Consider the following 18,143-nt stretch of genomic DNA (forward strand, 5'->3'; position numbering starts at 1 on the left):
GCCGTCCGTCCGCGGACCGCGCCGCTAGGGTGCGGCGGCGGATCTCTCCCCATACTCTCGCATCACGATGAACTTCTACGAACGTCAGGATGCCGCCCGCCGCCAGTCGCGGCGGCTGATCGTGCTGTTCGCGCTGGCGGTGCTCGGCATCGTGCTGGCGGTGGACTTGGTGCTGCTGTTCGCCTTCGGCCTGGTCCACCGGCCGGTGGGCGAGGTGATCGGGCCACTCGTGTTCGTCAGCCTGGCGACGCTGGCGGTGATCGGCCTGGCCTCGCTCGCCCGTGTGGCCGGTCTGCGCAGCGGTGGCGGCGCGGTGGCGCGCGAGCTGGGCGGTGTGCGGGTGCCCGAGGACACGGTCGATCCGCAGCTGCGCCGGCTGCGCAACGTGGTCGAGGAGATCGCCATCGCCTCGGCGGTGCCGGTGCCGGAGATCTACGTGCTGGAGCAGGAGGCCGGCATCAACGCCTTCGCCGCCGGCTGGTCGCCCTCGGATGCGGCGGTGGCGGTGACCCGCGGCGCGCTGGAGCGGCTCAACCGCGACGAGCTGCAGGGCGTGATCGCGCACGAGTTCAGCCACATCCGCAACGGCGACATGCGGCTGAACATCCGCCTGATGGGCGTGCTGTTCGGCATCCTGGTGCTGGGGCTGATCGGCCGCAAGGTGCTGCAGCACGCGCGTCTCGCCCGCGGCGGGCGCGATTCGCGCGGGGTGGCGGCGGTGATGCTGATCGCGCTGGCGATCACGGTGATCGGCTACGTCGGCGTGTTCTTCGGCCGGTTGATCAAGGCCGGCGTGAGCCGCCAGCGCGAATACCTGGCGGATGCCTCGGCGGTGCAGTTCACCCGCCAGACGCAGGGCATCGCCGGCGCACTGAAGAAGATCGCCGGCCTGCCGGAGGGCTCGAAGCTGGTCAGCGCCGATGGCGAGGAGGTCGCGCACATGCTGTTCGGCGACGGCGTCGGCTTTTCCTCGCTGTTCGCGACGCATCCGCCGCTGCTCAAGCGCATCCAGGCACTGGAGCCGGGTTTCAGGCCGGAAGAGGTCGCGCAGTTGCGGCGGCGCTGGCGCGACGCGCCGCCCGCGGGGCTGGACGAGGATCGCGCGCTCGGGCTGACCGGACGCGAGGCGCCGCTGCCGACGCCGGGGGCGGCGCTCGACGTGGTGCCGACGGCGGTGGCCGCGCATGTCGCCGCGCCGGTCGAGGGCGACTACCGGCGTGCCGGCGCGTTGCTGGCGTCGATCCCGGAGCACCTGCAGGCGATGGCGCGGCAATCGGATACGGCCATGAGCCTGCTGTTCGGCCTGCTGTTCTCGCGCGATGCGGCCATCGCGCAGCGCCAGTACGGCGAGCTGATGGCCCGGCACGGCGGCGCGGTGGCGGACGCGGCACGGGCGGTGGCGCAGGATGCGGCCAGGCTGCATCCGATGCTGCGGCTGCCGTTGGCCGAGCTGGCCTTTCCGGCGCTGCGCCGGCAGCCGCGGCCGGTGCTGGAGGCCTTCGCCGACAGCGTCCACGCGCTGGCGCATGCCGACGGCAGACTGAGCCTGTTCGAGTATTGCCTCGGCCAGTTGCTGCGCAGCCAGGTGCTAGAGGCGCTGGATCCGGCGCGGCACTGGCGCCCGGGACGGCGCAAGCTGACCGAGGCGCGCGAAGCGGTCGCCCGCCTGCTGGCGGTGATGGCGCAGGTTGGGCACGCCGATCCGGCGCAGGCGCGGCGTGCCTACCACGTCGGCCTCGATCGGGTGCTGCCGCACCAGCACCTCCCGTACGCGCCACCGGAGGCCGGCGTGCAGGCGCTGGACCAGGACTGGCCGTTGCTGGACGAGCTGCAGCCGCTGGCCAAGTCCTTGCTGGTCGAGGCGCTGGTGGCGGCGATCAGCCACGATGGCCAGGTGACGGTGGAAGAGGCCGAGCTGCTGCGCACCGTGTGCGCCGTGCTGCACTGCCCGTTGCCGCCGCTCATCGAGCAGGGCTGAGTCGCGTCGTCCGGGACGGCGTGTGCGGCCAGTCCAGTGCTCGTCGGGATCCGGGGCCCGGGAAAGAGCATGCCGGCTTGCGCCGGGATGACAATGCTTTGATGCTCTTCCGGTTTCCGGTTTCCGGTTTCCGGTTTCCGGTTTCCGGTTTCCGGTTTCCGGTTTCCGGCCCTATTCCAGCTCGCGATGGAAGGTGAGCACGTCCTCGCGGCCCTGTTCGCGGCAATGCCGCGCCAGATGCTCGGCGAGAAAGACCGAGCGGTGGCGGCCGCCGGTGCAGCCGAAGGCGATGGTGACGTAGCTGCGGGTGCCGTCCTCGAAGCGCGGCAGCCAGGCGTCGAGGAAGCTGGCGACCTGTTGGACGAACTCGCGCACCTCGGGCTGCGCCTCCAGATGCTCGCGCACGGCGGCGTCGCGGCCGGACAGCGGGCGCAGGCGGCTGTCCCAGTGCGGGTTGGGCAGGCAGCGGGCGTCGAACACGAAGTCGGCGTCGGCCGGCAGGCCGCGCTTGTAGGCGAAGGATTCGAACAGCAGCGACAGGCCGGGGCGCTGGCCGGCGCCGAGCTGGACGATCACCCGTCGGCGCAGCTGGTGGACGTTGAGCTCGCTGGTGTCGATGACGTGGTCGGCGATGGCGCGCACCGGGCGCAGCACCTGCCGCTCCAGCACGATGGCGTCGGCCAGCGCCAGGCCGGTGTGGCTGAGCGGGTGGCGGCGGCGCGTTTCCGAGTAGCGCTTGAGCAGGATTTCGTCGCGGGTGTCGAAGTAGACCAGGGTGTAGTCCACGCCGAGCGCACCGACCGCCGACAGCCACTCGGGGAGTTGCGAGAGGTCGACGCCACGGTTGCGCACGTCGATGCCGACCGCCAGCCGTGGATGCGCCTCGCCGCTGCGGGTGACGCTCTCGACGAAGGCCGGCAGCAGTTCGGCGGGCAGGTTGTCGACGCAGTTGTAGTCGAGGTCTTCGAGCGTGTTCAGCGCCACCGACTTGCCGGAGCCGGACAGGCCGCTGATGACGACCAGGCTGGGGCGGGTTGGCGCGCTGTCGGTCACCATGGCGAGACGTCGTTCTTCAGTTGCTGGCTGTGGCGGGCGAGGAAGGCCTGCGCCGGGTCGATGCCCTTGGCGCGCAGCAGGTGCAGGCGCACGGCGGCTTCCAGCAGCACGGCGAGGTTGCGGCCGGGTGCGACCGGCAGGGTGATGGTGGGCACGTCCAGGTCGAGTACCCGGCGCAGGCCGAGATCGCCGAGCAGGCGGTCGATGCCGCTGTGGTCGGGGTCGCCGACCGGCTTGAGGTGGACGATCAGGCGCAGGTACTTGTTCCGCTTGATCGCGGTGTGGCCGAACATCTGGCGGATGTTGAGGATGCCCAGGCCGCGCACCTCCAGCAGGTCCTGCAGCAGCTCCGGGCAGGTGCCGTCGAGCACGTCGGGGGCGATCTGGGTGAATTCGGGCGCGTCGTCGGCGACCAGGCGGTGGCCACGGGTGACCAGCTCCAGCGCCAGCTCGCTCTTGCCGGCCCCGCTCTCGCCGGTGATCAGCACGCCGATCGAGTACACCTCCATGAACACGCCGTGCAGCGTGATCCGCGGCGCCAGCGCGCGGGCCAGGTGGTACTGGATCAGGGTGAGCAGCTCGTGGCCGCGGCGCGGCGAGATCCAAAGCGGGGTCTGCGATTCCTCGCAGGCGTCGTGCAGGTCTGCCGGGCAGGGCTGGTTCTTGCTGATGACCAGGGCCAGCGGACGGAAGTTGACGATCTTCTGCAGCGTTTCCCAGCGTTGGCGGGCGTCGAGGCCGTCCAGCCAGGCCAGCTCCTCGCTGCCGAGGATCTGCACCTTGTTCGGGTAGATGATGTTCAGGTAGCCGGCCAGCGAGGGCCGGCGCGAGAGGTGCTCGCCGGATTCGAGCACGCGCGATTCGCCGGCCTGGCCGGCGGCCCAGCGCAGCTCGAGCCGCGCCTGCAGCTGGTCGAACAGTTCGCGGGCGGCGATCTGGGAGGCCATGCCCGTGCTAGGCCGCGTGGGCGCTTTGCCAGTCCGAGAGCAGGCGGTACAGCGCGGTCGAGTCCTTGGCGGCGCGCAGGCGTTCGCGGAAGGCCGCGTCGCCGAACATCTCGGCCAGCTGCGAGAGCAGCAGCAGGTGCTGGTGGGTGAAGTGCTCGGGCACCGCCAACGCGAAGACCAGGTCGACCGGCTGGCCATCGGGCGCGCCGAAGTCGATCGGCTCGGCCAGCCGGATGAAGGCGCCGGTCGCCGCGGCCAGTCCGGCGGTGCGGCCGTGCGGGATCGCCACGCCGTGACCCAGGGCGGTCGAGCCCAGCCGCTCGCGCGCACAGAGGCTGTCGAAGACGGCGGCTTCCAGCGCGCCGTCCTGATTGTCGGTGAGCAGGCGGGCCAGCGATTCCAGCAGCCGCTTCTTGCTGGTGGCATGGACCCCGGCGCTGACGCGCGCGGGGCTCAGCAGGTCGAGCAGGTGCATGGCGGGGACGTGGCTCAGCCGAGGCTGCCCGAGCGCGCGGCGTCGAGGCCGCGGTGGTGGTCGGTCATCTTTTCCTTCTGCTTGATCAGCAGGCGGTCGAGCTTGTCGGCCAGCAGGTCGATGGCGGCGTACATGTCCTCGGCGACGGCGTCGGCGAACAGGGTCTTGCCGGGGGTGTTCAGGGTCGCCTCGGCCTTGTGCTCCAGCTTGTTCACCGAGAGGATCACGCGCGCTTCGAGGTGGTGGTCGAAGTGGCGATCGGGGCGCTCCAGCTTGTTCTTGACGTAGTCGTGCAGGGCGGGGGTCACGTCGATCTGGTGGCCGCTGATCTCGATCCGCATGACAGATCTCCTTACTCGTGGACGGCAGGAATGCGCCCGTCCCGGGACGGACGCGGGGAGGGAAGGGGGGAGGGGATCGTCGCGCGCCCAACCGGGGGCCGGGCCGCTGCCGTGTCGATCATCGGGGCCTCAGCCGAGTCGCTGCCGCTCGTTGGACGAGGGGATATTCATCGCTTCCCGGTATTTTGCCACGGTTCGCCGGGCCACGGGGATGCCGGCCGCCTTCAGCTCGGCGGCCATCCGGGCGTCGGAAAGCGGCCGGCGCGGGTCTTCGGCTTCGATCAGCTTGCGGATCATGGCCTGGATGGCGGTGCTGGAGGCGGCGCCGCCGTCCCCGGTGCCGATCCCGGAAGCGAAGAAGTGCCGGAACTCGAAGGTGCCGCGCGGGGTGCGCAGGTACTTGCGGGCGGTGGCGCGGGAAACGGTCGACTCGTGCAGGCCCAGCTCGTCGGCGACATCGCGCAGGGTGAGCGGGCGCATGGCCTCGGGGCCATGGTCGAGAAAGCCGCTTTGCTGGCGGACGATGCAGCGGGCCACCCGCAGCAGGGTGTCGGCGCGGGTCTGCAGGCTCCTGATCAGCCAGCGCGCCTCCTGCAACTGGCCGCGCAGGTAGTGCGCATCCTCGCGGCTGGCGCGGGCCAGCAGGCGCTGGTAGCGGCGGTTGATGCACAGCTGCGGCTGGCAGCCGTGGGCCAGTGCGACCTTCCAGACCCCACCCTCGCGCCAGACCACGCAGTCGGGGCGGATGTACTCGGGCGCGGCCGGGGTGATTTGCGCGCCCGGGCGCGGGTCGAGCGAACGCAGCAGGTCGATCGCGACGGCCAGCTCGGCCGGATCGGCGTGCAGTTCGGCGGCGAGTCGCTCGGGGCCGTGGCGGGCCAGTGCTTCGAGGTGGTCGGCGGCGATCCTGCGCGCCAGCGCCAGCCCGGGGGTGTCGTGGGACAGGGTGCCGAGCTGGATGGTCAGGCAATCGGCCAGGTCGATGGCGCCGACGCCGAGGGGGTCGAAATGCTGGATGCGATGCAGGACCGGCAGCATGTCCTCCAGGGTGACGTCGATCTCGGGGCGCAGACTGGCGCGGATGGCGTCCAGCGGTTCGGTCAGGTAGCCGTCCTCGCCGATGGCTTCGATCAGGGCGACGGCGATGGCGCGGTCGCGGGCGCCCATCGGGGTCAGGTGCAGCTGCCAGTAGAGGTGGTCGTGCAGGTCCTCGGGCGCACTGACGGCGACCGGGCGGTCGCCGTCCTCGCCGTCGCTTCCGTCGTCGTCGCCGCGGCCGTGCCAGTCCAGGCCGTCGTCGAAGTCGATGGCGTCGATGGCGTCGGAGGCGTCGGAAGCATCGATGTCGGCCGGGTCGCTGGCGCCGGTCGCGTCGGCCGTGTCGGCCGCCGGGCCGGCTTCGGCGGCCGTTTCCGCGCTGTCGCCTTCGCCGCTGGCGTCGTCGTCCGGCTCGGCCTCGTCGGCGCGTTCGAGCAGCGGGTTGCCGTCGAGGAGTCGGGCGACCTCGGCTTCCAGCTCGATCGACGACAGCTGCAGCAGGCGGATCGCCTGCCGCAGCTGCGGGGTGAGCGCGAGGTGCTGGCCGAGGCCGGGTCGGAGGGTGGGTTTCATGCGCGCTCGGAGCGGCGGTGCCGGGCCGTCGCGCGGGCGGTCAGAGCCGGAAGCTCTCGCCCAGGTAGACGCGACGCACTTCGGGATTGGCGAGCACCGCCTGGGGGGCTCCCTCCGCGAGTACCGTACCGGCGTTCAGGATATACGCGCGGTCGCAGATGCCCAAGGTCTCGCGCACGTTGTGGTCGGTGATCAGCACGCCGATGCCGCGGTTCTTGAGGTGGCGGACGATCTTCTGGATCTCGCCGACCGAGATCGGGTCGACGCCGGCGAAGGGCTCGTCCAGCAGCATCAGCCGCGGCCGGGCAGCCAGGGCGCGGGCGATCTCGACGCGGCGGCGTTCGCCGCCGGACAGGCTGGCGCCGAGCTGGTCGGCGACGTGGCCGACCTGCAGCTCGTCGAGCAGCGCCTCCAGTTCGCGCTCGCGACCGGCGGCGTCCAGGTCCGGACGCAGTTCCAGCACGGCGCGGATGTTGTCGGCCACGCTGAGCTTGCGGAACACCGACGGTTCCTGCGGCAGGTAGCCGACGCCGAGGCGGGCGCGGGCGTGCATCGGCAGGCCGGCGATGTCGGCGCCGTCGAGCACGATCTCGCCGGCGTCGGCCGGGACCAGGCCGACGATCATGTAGAAGCAGGTGGTCTTGCCGGCGCCGTTGGGTCCGAGCAGGCCGACCACCTCGCCGGCGTCGAGCGTCAGGCCGAAATCGCGGACGACCTCGCGCTGCCGGTAACGTTTGCGCAGCCCGCGCGCGACCAGCATCAGGGCGCGCCCTCGCCGCCACGCGGCTGGATGGTCATGCGCACGCGGCCGCCCTCGCTGCCGGCATCGACCCGCCCGGTGCTCAGGTCGTAGGTGACGTGCTCGCCGCTGAGCGTGCCGCGCGACTGCTCGACGGTGACCGCGCCGCTGAGCACGATCACGTCGCTGGACAGGTCGTATTCGACCCGTTGCGCGACGGCGCGCATCGGGTTGCCCTCGTCGTCGATCTGACTGAGCGTGGCCGGGGCGCCCTCGATGATCACCCGGGCGATCTCGCCGCGGCGCCGGATCACCAAGGCGCTGTCGGCGTGCACGTCGAGCGAGCCCTGGGTGATGCGGACGTTGCCGGTCAAGCGCGATTCGCCGTCGTCGGTGAGCAGGGCATCGCCGCGGTCGGCCTCGATCTGCATCGGCTGCCGGCGGTCGTCCGAGCGCGCGGCGGCATCCGGCGCGAGGGCGAGAGCGGCCAGCAGCAGGATCGAACGCAAGGCGGTATCAGCGGCGGATCGGAACATGGCGGCTTCGGACCTCGACGAGCTGGATGCGGCGGGCGGCGAGGTCGGCGTCGAGCTCGCGGCCCCGGAGTATAGAGTCGCCGAAGGTGACGTACACCTCGCGCTGGCTGGTGGCGCGCTGGGTCTTGGGGAACAGGGTGAGTTCCTCGGTCTCGATCCGCAGTGCGCCCTTGCCCGGCATGGGCGGGCCGTCGACGCGCACCGCGCGGGTCAGGCGCAGCTCGTCGCCGCGGTCGTTGACCCAGCCGTCTTCGGCGCGCGCGACCCAGGCGCCATTTTCGGCAGGGACGCTGAACACCGGCTGGTCGATGGTGATCTGGCCGGTGTAGGGATCGCGCGCCAGCAGCGGGCCGCGGGCAGTGAAGGACTCGCTGCCGAACTCGTCGAGGAAGACCACCTGGAAGTCGTCCAGGGTGTAGCTGGCGCGTGGCGGACCCATGTATTCCTGCGCCGGCGCGCGGCTGCGCAGCTGCCAGGCCATCCAGCCGGTGGCGACGACGGCGGCGAACAGGAACAGGGCGACCAGCGGACGGGCTTTCATCGATCCAGGAAACGGGCGAGCACGGCTTCGGCATGGCCCTGCGCGGCCAGCAGCAGGTCGGCCAGTTCGCGCACGGCGCCGGCGCCGCCGGCGTGCTGGGTGCGCCAGTGCACGCGCTCGCGGACCCAGGGGTGGGCGTTGGCCGGGGCCACCGAGAACCCGGCAAAGCCGAGCGCCGGCAGGTCGGGCAGGTCGTCTCCCATGAACGCGGCCTGGTCCGGGGCGAGGCCAAGCCCGGCGCACAGCGCGCGCAGGCAGTCGCGCTTGTCCCTCACCCCCTGATGCACGTGCGGCAGGCCGAGTTCGCGCGCCCGCGCCTCGACGACCGGGCTGCGCCGCGCGGTGACCAGCGCCACCGCGATGCCGTGCTCGCCGAGCAGCTTCAGCCCGAGCCCGTCCTGCACGTGGAAGGCCTTGGTCTCGACGCCGGCGTCGCTGTGGATCAGCCGGCCGTCGGTCAGCGTGCCGTCGACATCCAGCCCGAGCAGCCGCACACGCGCGGCGCGTTCGCGGATGTCGGCGGGGAAGTCGTTGAGGTGGGAGTAGGGCATTTTTTGCCGGGAATCGGGAAGGGGGAGTCGGAAGAGCGGAAACCGGGAACTGGAAGCCGGAAACCGGAGAGCGAGGAGCGAGGAGCGAGGAGCGAGGGTGGGGAGTCGTGGCTGGCCGGGATGCGCTCTCCGATTGCCGATTACCGATTCCCGGTTTCCGGTTTCCGGCCTTTAGACCACCCTCGCCCGCAACAGGTCGTGAATGTTGAGCGCACCGACCACCCGGTTGTCGGCATCGACCACCAGCAGGGCGCTGATCTTGTGCGACTCCATCAGGTGGGCGGCTTCCACGGCGAGGCTGTCCGGGCGGATCGTCTTGGGCTTGAGCGTCATCAGGCTGGCCACCGGCGTGCGGCGCAGGTCGAGCTGGGTGTCGTCGAGGGTGCGGCGCAGGTCGCCGTCGGTGAACACGCCGAGCAGGCGGTTGTCCTCGTCGACGATGGCGGTCATGCCCAGCCGCTTGCGGCTCATTTCGACCAGCGCCTCGGTCACGGTGGCCTCGGCGCGCACGCGCGGGATGTCTTCGCCGCTGTGCATCACGTCGCGGATGTGCAGCAGCAGGCGGCGGCCGAGCGCGCCGGCCGGGTGCGAGCGGGCGAAGTCCTGCTCGGTGAAGCCACGCGCCTCCAGCAGCGCCACCGCCAGCGCGTCGCCCATCACCAGCGAGGCGGTGGTGCTGGAGGTCGGCGCCAGGCCCAGCGGACAGGCCTCGGCCGGCACGCTGACGTCCAGGTGCGCGTCGGCATGCTGTGCCAGGCTGGACTGCGGGCGTCCGGTCATCGCGATCAGCGGCACGCCCAAGCGCTTGATCACCGGCACGATGGTCAGCACCTCGTCGGTTTCGCCCGAGTTGGACAGCGCGAGCACCACGTCGCCGCGGGCGATCATGCCGACGTCGCCGTGACTGGCCTCGCCCGGGTGGACGTAGAAGGCCGGGGTGCCGGTGGAGGCGAGGGTGGCGGCGATCTTGCGGGCAATGTGGCCGGATTTGCCCATGCCGGTCAGCACCACCTTGCCGGTGCAGGCCAGCATCAGTCGGCAGGCGGCGACGAAGCCGCCGTCCACGCGCGGCTTGAGCGCCTCCAGGGCCTGGGCTTCGATGTCGATGACCGCCAGCGCGCTGTCGACCAGCAGCTCGTCGGGGCAGTCATGGGCCGGCGCGGCGGCGGGAAGGGCGTTCATCATGGTGGTGAGGGCTCGACGGGCGGCGGCTCGGCGTTCCGGCGCCGCGCGGTTTCCATTAAAGTAGCGGCCCATTGTATCCCAGCCATCACCCGCGCCCGTTCCGCGGCGCCGACTCCCCATGGACGCAGACACCATCCGCCAGCTGATCGAGCAGGGCCTGCCCGGCGCGCGCGCCGAGGTGCGCGGCGACGACGGCGTGCACTTCGAAGCCACCGTGGTCGCCGAGGCCTTCCGCGGCAAGCTGCCGCTGGCCCGCCATCGCCTCGTCTACGCCACCCTGGGCGAACTGATGGGCGGCGCGATCCATGCGCTGTCGCTGCGCACCCTGACGCCCGACGAGGCCGGGACCGGGGAATAGGGCGTGAGGGCTCGCCGCGTGCCGCGCGCCCGCCCCCGTTCCGCCCTGTCCTGTCCGCAGACCGGCCGATGTCCGCGCTAGAACGGCCGGGGAGCTCCATCGCGCGTCGACGGTGCCGCAATCCGCCGTTGCCGATTTCCGATTTCCGATTTCCGGGTTCCGTTCCATGGCCAAAATCCTGATCCACGGCGGTCAGCCGCTCCACGGCGAGGTGCAGATCTCCGGCGCCAAGAACGCCGTGCTGCCGATCCTGTGCTCCACGCTGCTGTGCGACGGGCCGGTCGAGATCGGCAACGTGCCGCACCTGCAGGACGTGACCACCACCATGTCCCTGCTCGGCGAGCTGGGCATGCAGCTGACCATCGACGAGAAGATGCGGATCCAGGCCGATCCGCGTCACGTCGAGCGCTTCGTCGCACCCTACGAGCTGGTCAAGACCATGCGCGCCTCGATCCTGGTGCTGGGCCCGCTGGTGGCGCGCTTCGGCCATGCCGAGGTGTCGCTGCCGGGCGGCTGCGCGATCGGTTCGCGCCCGGTCGACCAGCACATCCGCGGCCTGCAGGCGCTGGGCGCCGAGGTCGTGGTCGAGAACGGCTACATCAAGGCCCGCGCCGAGCGCCTGAAGGGCGCGCGCATCGTCATGGACGTGGTGACCGTCACCGGCACCGAGAACCTGATGATGGCGGCGGCGCTGGCGCGCGGCACGACGGTGCTGGAGAACGCCGCCCAGGAGCCGGAAGTGGTCGATCTGGCCCGTTGCATCAATGCCATGGGCGGCAAGGTCCACGGTGCCGGCACCAGCACCGTCACCATCGAGGGCGTGGAGCGCCTGCACGGCGGCGTCTACGAGGTGCTGCCCGACCGCATCGAGACCGGCACCTTCCTGGTCGCGGCGGCGATGACCGGGGGCCGCGTGGTCGCCCGCCGCACCCGCGCCGACATCCTCGATGCGGTGCTGATCAAGCTGGAGCAGGCCGGCGCGCACCTGGACACCGGGCCGGACTGGATCGCGCTGGACATGGGCGGCCGCCGGCCGAAGGCGGTCAACCTGACCACCGCACCGTATCCGGCCTTCCCGACCGACATGCAGGCGCAGTTCACCGCGCTCAACTGCATCGCCGAGGGCGTGGGCGTGATCACCGAGACGGTGTTCGAGAACCGCTTCATGCACGTGCAGGAGCTGCGCCGCCTCGGTGCCGACATCGACGAGGAAGGCAACACCATCATCATCCGCGGCCGCGAGCGCCTGACCGGCGCGCCGATCATGGCCACCGACCTGCGCGCCTCGGCCTCGCTGGTGCTGGCCGGGCTGGTCGCCGCCGGCGAGACGACGGTGGACCGCGTCTATCACATCGACCGCGGCTACGAGAACATCGAAGAGAAGCTCGGCGCGCTCGGCGCGCGTATCCGGCGGGTGCCTTGATCACGGCAGCCGGTAACCGGGAATCGGTGACCGGCAACGGGGCTTCGACTCGCGTTGCCGCGAGAAGACGGTAGCGCGAGCCTTTCCGATTCCCGATTCCCGATTCCCGATTCCCGATTCCCGATTCCCGATTTCCGATTCCCGATTTCCGATTCCCGATTTCCGATTCCCGATTTCCGGTTACCGGTTACCGGTTACCGGAGTTACCGGTTACCGGACCTCCACCAGCCGCATCTCGATCGTCTCGCCCTTCGGCTCGCGCTGCACCATGCGTACCGGCAGGTATTCGCGCGCCGGGTCCATCCAGGTGGTGGTGCTGCGGCCCGGGGTCTCGCGCACGCGCTCCACGCGCACCGCGCGGATCGCGCCGGCGGGCACCTGCACGGTTTCGTCGCCGGTCACGCGGTAGCGCTGCAGTTCGTAGTCGTCACGGTCGACCACGCGGTATTCCAGGCCGTCGCGTTTGCCGGCGGCGAGATCGCGGCCGATCGCGAGGGTGACGGCCTGGCGGTCGAGCGTGCCGGGCTGCAGATCGAAGCGGTATTCGCGGTCGCGGTCGGTGCTGATCACGCGGCCGGCGGCCGGGTCGACATCGACGCGACGCTCGCGCGTGCGTATCGCGCCGCTCTGCCGATAGCGGTAGGCGAGCGTCTCGGGGCGCCCGTCCTGCCAGCGGAACTGCGAGCGTTCGTCGATCTCGATGCCGACCAGCGCCGCCAGCCCCGCGGTGCCGCGGGTCAGGGAATGCAGCTCCCAGCGGTCGCCGGACAGCGGTTGCAGGCGCACTTGGGCGCGGCCGATGGCGCTGCCATTGCGCAGCACTTCGTACTCGGCGGTGTAGCCGCGCAGGGGCGAGGCCTCGGCGCTGCCGGCGGCGAGGGCGGCGAGGGTGAGGATCAGGCTGTGGACGATTCGCATGGCGGGTGCAGCTCCTGGTCGGGTCCGAGCAGCAGCGGGGCGGGCAGCGGCCGGCCGTCCAGTGCGACGGCGGCGCCGGCCTGGCGCACGCGGCCTTCGGCGATCCACCGCACGCTGGCGACCAGCAGTGGATGCTCGCGCTCCAGCACGCGCCCGGCCAGCGTCTCCGGCGTATCGCCGTCTAGCACCGGCACCCGGGCCTGCGCGATCACCGGGCCGGCATCCAGCGCCGGGATCACGTAGTGCACGCTGGCGCCGTGCTCGCGCTCGCCGGCCGCGATGGCCCGGGCATGGGTGTGCAGCCCGGGATACTTCGGCAGCAGCGAGGGGTGGATGTTGATCATCCGCCCCGCAAAGCGCCGCACGGCCGCCTCGCTGATGAGCCGCATGTATCCCGCACAGACGATGAGGTCCGGCTGAACCGCGGCGATGCGGCTGAACAGCGATTCATCGAAGGCCGTGCGATCGGCGGAATCCTTCGGCGACAGCGCGAGCGCCGGGATGCCGTGGGCGCGTGCGATCTCCAGCGCGCCGGCACCGGCGCGGTCGGAGAACACGCCGACCAGTTCCACCGGCAACCGCCCGGCCGCGCGCGCGGCGATCAGCGCGGCCAGGTTGCTGCCGCGGCCGGAGGCCAGCACCGCGATGCGGAAGGGCCGGAAGGTGTGGGAATGGGCTGGGCTCACGGCGTGGGGCTCTGGTCGGAGCGGCGCGAGATGCGAGCGGATGGCCCGTGGGTTGGCCAGGCGTGGCTCGTGCCGCTCCTGCGGGGACTCAGCCGATGCGCACGCGCCCGCCGCTGCCGGCCCGGGTGACCCGGCCGATGGTCCAGTGCGCGATGCCGTGCCGGGCCAGGTCGGCGCTGAGGGCGGCCTCGGCCTCGGGCGGCACGATCAGGGTGAAGCCGATGCCGCAGTTGAAGGTGCGCCACATCTCCGGCATCGGCACCGCGCCCTCGCGCTGCAGCCAGTCGAACACCGCCGGCAGCGTCCACGCGCTGGTGTCGATCTCCAGACCGAGGCCCTCGGGCACGACGCGGATGATGTTCTCGGTCAGGCCGCCGCCGGTGATGTGCGCCATGGCGTGGATCGGATGCGTGCGCAGCAGCGCCAGCACCGGCTTGACGTAGAGGGTGGTGGGCGCCATCAGCGCGTCGGCGAGGCTGACGCCGCCCAGGTCGAGGTCGAACGGGCGCTCGGCGCGGTCGACGATGCGGCGGATCAGCGAGTAGCCGTTGGAGTGCGGGCCGCTGGAGGCCAGGCCGACGATCAGGTCGCCTTCGCGCACGCGGCTGCCGTCGAGCAGTTCGGACTTCTCCACCGCGCCGACGGTGAAGCCGGCCAGGTCGTATTCGCCCGGCGGGTACATGTCGGGCATCTCGGCGGTCTCGCCGCCGATCAGCGCGCAGCCGGCCAGCTCGCAACCCCTGGCGATGCCGCCGACCACGGCGACGGTGGTGTCGACGTCGAGCTTGCCGGTGGCGAAGTAGTCGAGGAAGAACAGCGGCTCGGCGCCCTGCACCAGCACGTCGTTGACGCACATGGCGACCAGGTCGATGCCGATGCTGTCGTGGCGGCCGAGGATCTGCGCCAGCTTGAGCTTGGTGCCGACGCCGTCGGTGCCCGACACCAGTACCGGCTCGCGGTAGCGGCCGGACAGGTCGAACAGGGCACCGAAGCCACCCAGTCCGCCCATCACCTCGGGCCGGAAGGTGCGCTTGACCAGCGGCTTGATGCGTTCGACGACGGTGTTGCCGGCGTCGATGTCGACGCCCGCATCGCGGTAGGTGAGCGGGGTGGCGTTCGGATTCACGGGGCGGCTCGGCGCGGGAAAACACCATTCTACCAGCGCCGTGCCGGGCGGCCGGCGCGGTTGGACGGCGGCGGCGGGCTTGCGGCACCATGTCGGCCGTCCGCTTTCCCGACGCCCGCCCCCTTCCGGATGCCGCCCATGCGTCTGTCGCCGCGCCGCTGCCTGTTCGCTCTCGCCCTGCTGCTGTCCCTCGGCGCCGCCGCCGCGCAGGAGCTGGACCTGTACGAGGGCGAGGCGCCGGTACAGGGGCAGGATGCCGCCGAGCGCGAGGCCGCGCTGGCGCAGGCGTTGGCGCAGGTGGTGGTCAAGCTCACCGGCATCCGTGGCGCCGCGACCGACCCGCGCATCCAGTCCGAGCTGCGGCGCGCACCGGAGCTGGCGCGGCAGTTCCGCTACCGGCAGGACCTCGATACCAGCACCGGCGTCCCGGTCTACCTGCAGTACCTGGTGGCACGCTTCGACCCGGTCGCAGTCGAGACGATGCTGGCCGAGGCCGGCCTGCCGGTGTGGCCGGCGCCGCGGCCGCGGCTGCACCTGTGGTTGGTGATCGACGACGGTCGCGGCCCGCGCCTGGTCGGCGCGGCGCAGGCCAATGCGGTGCGCGCGTTGAGCCGGCGCGCCGAGGAGCGCGGCATCCGCGTGACCCTGCCTGCAGCCGACGAGTCGAATGCCGACCTCGCCCTGCGCGCCGTCTGGCGCGGCGAGGCCGAGGCGCTGGCGGCGCTGGCCGAACGTCACGGCAGCGCACCGCTGCTGCTCGGCCGGTTGGCACGCAGCGGCGCGGGCTGGTCGGTGGAATGGACGCTGCGCGAAGGTGGCAGCGAGGTGGCGCGCTGGGGCGCCAGCCACGAGGACGCCCGCCTCGCCCTGTCCGACGGCGCCGACGGCGCGGTCGATGCGCTCGGCCGCCGCTACGCCGACCTGCTCGCCAGCGGCCCGCCCGGCAGCCACGAGATCGTGGTGCGCGGGCTGCGCTCGGGCGACGACTACATCCGCCTGATGGGCTATCTGGACACGCTGGCCATCGTGCGCTCGGTCACGCCGCTGCAAGCGCGCGACGACAGCCTGCGACTGCGGCTGGAGCTGGCCGCCGGGCTGGAGGGCTTCCGCCGGCTGGTGGCGGGCGGGCGCACGCTCGAGCCGGCCGCCGCGCGTGGTGACGAGGCGGAGTTCAGGCTGCGCCCATGAGCCTGGCCTGGCTGCCCAATGCCATCACCCTTGCCCGCATGGTGATGGTGCTGCCGCTGTGGTGGCTGCTGGCACGCGGTGACTACGGCTGGGCGCTGGCACTGGCGGCACTGGCCGGCTTCTCCGATGCGCTCGACGGCGTGCTGGCCAAACGCTTCGGCTGGCAGTCGCGGCTGGGCGGGCTGCTCGACCCGATCGCCGACAAGCTGCTGCTGGCGGTGGCCTTTCTCAGCCTGTGGTGGTACGGCGGGCACTTCCCGACCTGGCTGGTGCTGCTGGTGCTGTGCCGCGACGTGGTGATCCTGGCCGGCGCCGGCATCTGGCAGCTGCGCATCGCCCCGCTGGAAGCGGCGCCGACCCGGCTCAGCAAGGCCAACACCTTCTTTCAGATCGTGCTGGTGCTGACGGTGCTGGTGCAGCTCGGCTTCGGCGGCGTGCCCGGCGCGGCGCGCGATGCACTGGTGTACGCGGTGGCGACGCTGACCGTCGCCAGCGGTGTGGACTACGTGGTGTGCTGGAGCCGCAAGGCGCGGCAGCATGTCAGAGGGGGCGGGGATGAGCGGTGAGGATCTGCGCAAGTGGTGGTGGTTGGCGATGGCGGCGGTGCTCGGCGCGTTGCTGTACGCGCTGGGGCCGATCCTCACGCCGTTCGCGGTGTCGCTGCTGCTGGCCTGGCTGGGCGACCCGCTGGTCGGACGCCTGCAGCGGCGCGGGATGGGCCGCACCCTGGCGGTGGTGCTGGTGTTCGCGCTGATGACGCTGGCGCTGCTGTTGGCGCTGCTGGTCGTGGTGCCGCTGCTCGAACGCCAGATCGCCTACCTGGTGCAGCAGCTGCCGGCGTATGGCGCGTGGCTGCGCGACACCGCGCTGCCCTGGATCGAGCAGCGCACCGGGCTGGAGCTGGCCGGCTATTTCGACCCGGCGCGGTTGATCGGGCTGCTCAAGCAGCACTGGCATGAGGCCGGCGGCATCGCCTCGGCCGTGCTCGGCGGCATCTCCCGATCCGGGCTGGCGATCCTCGGCTGGCTGGCCAGCCTGCTGCTGATTCCGGTGCTGACGTTCTACTTCCTGCGCGACTGGCCGGGCATGGTCGAGCGCGTGCGCGAGCTGCTGCCGCGCCCGCTGGAGCCGACCGTCGTGCGGCTGGCGGCCGAGTCCGACGCCGTGCTCGGCGGCTTCCTGCGCGGGCAGCTGTCGGTGATGCTGGCGCTGGGCGCGATCTACTCGCTCGGCCTGTGGCTGGTCGGCATCGAGCTGGCCTTCCTGATCGGCATGCTGGCCGGCCTGGTCAGCTTCGTGCCCTACCTCGGCGCCTTCATCGGCGTCGCCGCCGGGCTGGTCGCCGCGCTGGTGCAGCACGGCGATCTGTTGCATGTCGTGCTGGTGCTGGTCGTGTTCGGCGTCGGCCAGGCCCTGGAGAGTTTCCTGCTCACGCCGTGGCTGGTCGGCGACCGCATCGGCCTGCATCCGGTGGCGGTGATCTTCGCGATCATGGCCGGCGGCCAGCTGTTCGGCTTCCTCGGCGTGCTGCTGGCGCTGCCGGTGGCGGCCGTGGCGATGGTGGTGCTGCGCTGGCTGCATGCCCGGTACACCGAGAGCGACCTCTACGGCGCACCGGCCGTACCGCCGCTGGTGGCGCACACCGGCGAGCCGCTGGCGCCCGCGGGCGATTCGATGCCGAAGCGGGACGCGTGAGCACGCCGCAGCTCCCCCTGGCCCTGCGCTTTCCTCCGGATCAGCGCTTCGACGGTTTCGTCGGAAGCGACCCGGTGGTGGCGCTGCTGCGCGCCGTCGCCCGTGGCGGACTGGCCGACTGGGTGTATGTCTCCGGTCCGGCCGGCAGCGGCAAGACCCATCTGCTGATCGCCGCCTGCGCCGAGGCCACGCAATGCGGCCGGCGCGCCGCCTACCTGCCGCTGGCCGGTTGCGCAGGGCAGGTGGCCGAGGCGGTGGCGATGTTCGAGGGCTTCGATCTGGTCTGTCTTGACGGGCTCGATGCCGTCGCCGGCCAGCGCGGGGACGAGATCGCATTGTTCGACTTCCACAACCGGGCCCGCAGTGCCGGCAGCACCGTGCTGTACGCGGCGCAGGCCACGCCGGCGCAACTGCCGCCGGGCTTGCCCGACCTGCGCTCGCGGCTCGGCCAATGCGCGCAATTGACGCTGGCCACGCTCGACGATGACGGCCGCCGCCAGGTGCTGCGCCGCCGCGCCGCCGCGCGCGGACTGGAGCTCGACGAGGCGGTGCTGGACTGGCTGCTGCGCCGCGTCGGTCGCGACCTGGGCACCCTCACCGCGCTGCTCGACCGCCTCGACCGCGAGAGCCTGGCCGCGCAACGCCGCATCACCATCCCGTTCCTGCGCCAGCTGCTTGAGCCGTAGCACGACGTGGTCGTCCGCCGAAGGCTGACGGCGGAAGCCGCGACCGGCTGCCCGGAAAGCGACAGCCTTTGGCCACGGATTCACGCGGATGAGGATGAACGCG

Annotated in this window: 20 protein-coding genes; 7 read left to right on the top strand and 13 right to left on the bottom strand. The window is 71.7% G+C overall.

What is annotated here, in order from left to right:
- The first annotated feature begins 67 nt into the window (after positions 1-67).
- Positions 68-1,978 carry a M48 family metallopeptidase gene (locus tag HNQ58_RS02305; protein WP_183947160.1) on the top strand — a complete coding sequence of 637 codons (1,911 nt, stop codon included), beginning with the start codon at positions 68-70 and terminating at the stop codon, positions 1,976-1,978.
- 171 nt (positions 1,979-2,149) lie between these two features.
- Here the strand turns inward: HNQ58_RS02305 and rapZ are convergent, their stop codons facing one another.
- The 10 genes from rapZ to HNQ58_RS02355 form a co-directional block, all read right to left on the bottom strand.
- The gene (gene rapZ, locus HNQ58_RS02310; protein WP_183947161.1) at positions 2,150-3,034 is read right to left on the bottom strand and encodes an RNase adapter RapZ; all 885 of its coding nucleotides are present in this window, start codon (positions 3,032-3,034) and stop codon (positions 2,150-2,152) included.
- On the bottom strand, positions 3,028-3,981 hold the full coding sequence (hprK, locus tag HNQ58_RS02315) for an HPr(Ser) kinase/phosphatase (RefSeq protein ID WP_183947162.1): 954 nt from the start codon (positions 3,979-3,981) through the stop codon (positions 3,028-3,030). The genes rapZ and hprK overlap by 7 nt, the downstream gene beginning before the upstream one ends.
- Before the next feature lie 7 nt (positions 3,982-3,988).
- Complete coding sequence (locus HNQ58_RS02320) at positions 3,989-4,456, bottom strand: PTS sugar transporter subunit IIA (protein ID WP_183947163.1); 468 nt, start codon at positions 4,454-4,456, stop codon at positions 3,989-3,991.
- Positions 4,457-4,470: 14 nt separating this feature from the next.
- Positions 4,471-4,797, bottom strand: a complete 327-nt coding sequence (gene hpf, locus HNQ58_RS02325) for a ribosome hibernation-promoting factor, HPF/YfiA family (RefSeq protein WP_183947164.1) — start codon at positions 4,795-4,797, stop codon at positions 4,471-4,473.
- 129 nt (positions 4,798-4,926) lie between these two features.
- Complete coding sequence (locus tag HNQ58_RS02330; protein WP_183947165.1) at positions 4,927-6,408, bottom strand: RNA polymerase factor sigma-54; 1,482 nt, start codon at positions 6,406-6,408, stop codon at positions 4,927-4,929.
- Positions 6,409-6,448: 40 nt separating this feature from the next.
- The gene (gene lptB / locus HNQ58_RS02335) at positions 6,449-7,168 is read right to left on the bottom strand and encodes an LPS export ABC transporter ATP-binding protein (RefSeq protein ID WP_183947166.1); all 720 of its coding nucleotides are present in this window, start codon (positions 7,166-7,168) and stop codon (positions 6,449-6,451) included.
- Positions 7,168-7,683, bottom strand: a complete 516-nt coding sequence (gene lptA / locus HNQ58_RS02340; RefSeq protein ID WP_183947167.1) for a lipopolysaccharide transport periplasmic protein LptA — start codon at positions 7,681-7,683, stop codon at positions 7,168-7,170. Before lptA ends, lptB begins: the two co-directional genes overlap by 1 nt.
- Positions 7,664-8,224, bottom strand: coding sequence for an LPS export ABC transporter periplasmic protein LptC (gene lptC / locus HNQ58_RS02345; RefSeq protein ID WP_183947168.1), 561 nt, complete (start codon positions 8,222-8,224; stop codon positions 7,664-7,666). The genes lptA and lptC overlap by 20 nt, the downstream gene beginning before the upstream one ends.
- Positions 8,221-8,775 (bottom strand): KdsC family phosphatase, encoded by a 555-nt coding sequence (locus tag HNQ58_RS02350; protein WP_183947169.1) that lies wholly within the window; start codon positions 8,773-8,775, stop codon positions 8,221-8,223. Before HNQ58_RS02350 ends, lptC begins: the two co-directional genes overlap by 4 nt.
- Before the next feature lie 171 nt (positions 8,776-8,946).
- A complete protein-coding gene (locus tag HNQ58_RS02355; RefSeq protein WP_183947170.1) occupies positions 8,947-9,957 on the bottom strand; it encodes a KpsF/GutQ family sugar-phosphate isomerase in 1,011 nt (336 codons plus the stop codon).
- Positions 9,958-10,078: 121 nt separating this feature from the next.
- Here HNQ58_RS02355 and HNQ58_RS02360 point away from each other — a divergent pair, with 121 nt between their 5' ends.
- Both HNQ58_RS02360 and murA read left to right on the top strand, forming a co-directional pair.
- Positions 10,079-10,318: a BolA family protein gene (locus tag HNQ58_RS02360; RefSeq protein ID WP_183947171.1), complete on the top strand. Its 240-nt coding sequence runs from the start codon at positions 10,079-10,081 to the stop codon at positions 10,316-10,318.
- A 166-nt stretch (positions 10,319-10,484) separates the two neighbouring features.
- The gene (gene murA, locus HNQ58_RS02365; RefSeq protein ID WP_183947172.1) at positions 10,485-11,741 is read left to right on the top strand and encodes a UDP-N-acetylglucosamine 1-carboxyvinyltransferase; all 1,257 of its coding nucleotides are present in this window, start codon (positions 10,485-10,487) and stop codon (positions 11,739-11,741) included.
- Between the two features lie 210 nt (positions 11,742-11,951).
- Here the strand turns inward: murA and HNQ58_RS02370 are convergent, their stop codons facing one another.
- The 3 genes from HNQ58_RS02370 to purM all read right to left on the bottom strand — a co-directional run bounded on the left by HNQ58_RS02370 (position 11,952) and on the right by purM (position 14,507).
- Entirely contained in the window at positions 11,952-12,659 is a 708-nt protein-coding gene (locus HNQ58_RS02370; protein WP_183947173.1) for a DUF3108 domain-containing protein, read from the bottom strand.
- Entirely contained in the window at positions 12,638-13,345 is a 708-nt protein-coding gene (gene purN, locus HNQ58_RS02375; protein WP_343057140.1) for a phosphoribosylglycinamide formyltransferase, read from the bottom strand. The genes HNQ58_RS02370 and purN overlap by 22 nt, the downstream gene beginning before the upstream one ends.
- A gap of 88 nt (positions 13,346-13,433) precedes the next feature.
- Positions 13,434-14,507: a phosphoribosylformylglycinamidine cyclo-ligase gene (gene purM, locus HNQ58_RS02380; protein WP_183947221.1), complete on the bottom strand. Its 1,074-nt coding sequence runs from the start codon at positions 14,505-14,507 to the stop codon at positions 13,434-13,436.
- A gap of 102 nt (positions 14,508-14,609) precedes the next feature.
- Between purM and HNQ58_RS02385 the strand changes: the two genes are divergently transcribed.
- The 4 genes from HNQ58_RS02385 to hda are packed head-to-tail and all read left to right on the top strand — an operon-like array spanning position 14,610 to position 18,040.
- On the top strand, positions 14,610-15,659 hold the full coding sequence (locus tag HNQ58_RS02385) for a DUF2066 domain-containing protein (RefSeq protein WP_183947174.1): 1,050 nt from the start codon (positions 14,610-14,612) through the stop codon (positions 15,657-15,659).
- Positions 15,656-16,225, top strand: a complete 570-nt coding sequence (locus HNQ58_RS02390) for a CDP-alcohol phosphatidyltransferase family protein (protein ID WP_183947175.1) — start codon at positions 15,656-15,658, stop codon at positions 16,223-16,225. Before HNQ58_RS02385 ends, HNQ58_RS02390 begins: the two co-directional genes overlap by 4 nt.
- Positions 16,215-17,354 (top strand): AI-2E family transporter, encoded by a 1,140-nt coding sequence (locus tag HNQ58_RS02395; RefSeq protein ID WP_183947176.1) that lies wholly within the window; start codon positions 16,215-16,217, stop codon positions 17,352-17,354. The genes HNQ58_RS02390 and HNQ58_RS02395 overlap by 11 nt, the downstream gene beginning before the upstream one ends.
- On the top strand, positions 17,351-18,040 hold the full coding sequence (hda, locus tag HNQ58_RS02400) for a DnaA regulatory inactivator Hda (protein ID WP_183947177.1): 690 nt from the start codon (positions 17,351-17,353) through the stop codon (positions 18,038-18,040). The genes HNQ58_RS02395 and hda overlap by 4 nt, the downstream gene beginning before the upstream one ends.
- Positions 18,041-18,143 lie beyond the last annotated feature (103 nt).

This window comes from Rehaibacterium terrae (genome assembly GCF_014202935.1).
GTDB classification, from domain to species: domain Bacteria; phylum Pseudomonadota; class Gammaproteobacteria; order Xanthomonadales; family Xanthomonadaceae; genus Rehaibacterium; species Rehaibacterium terrae.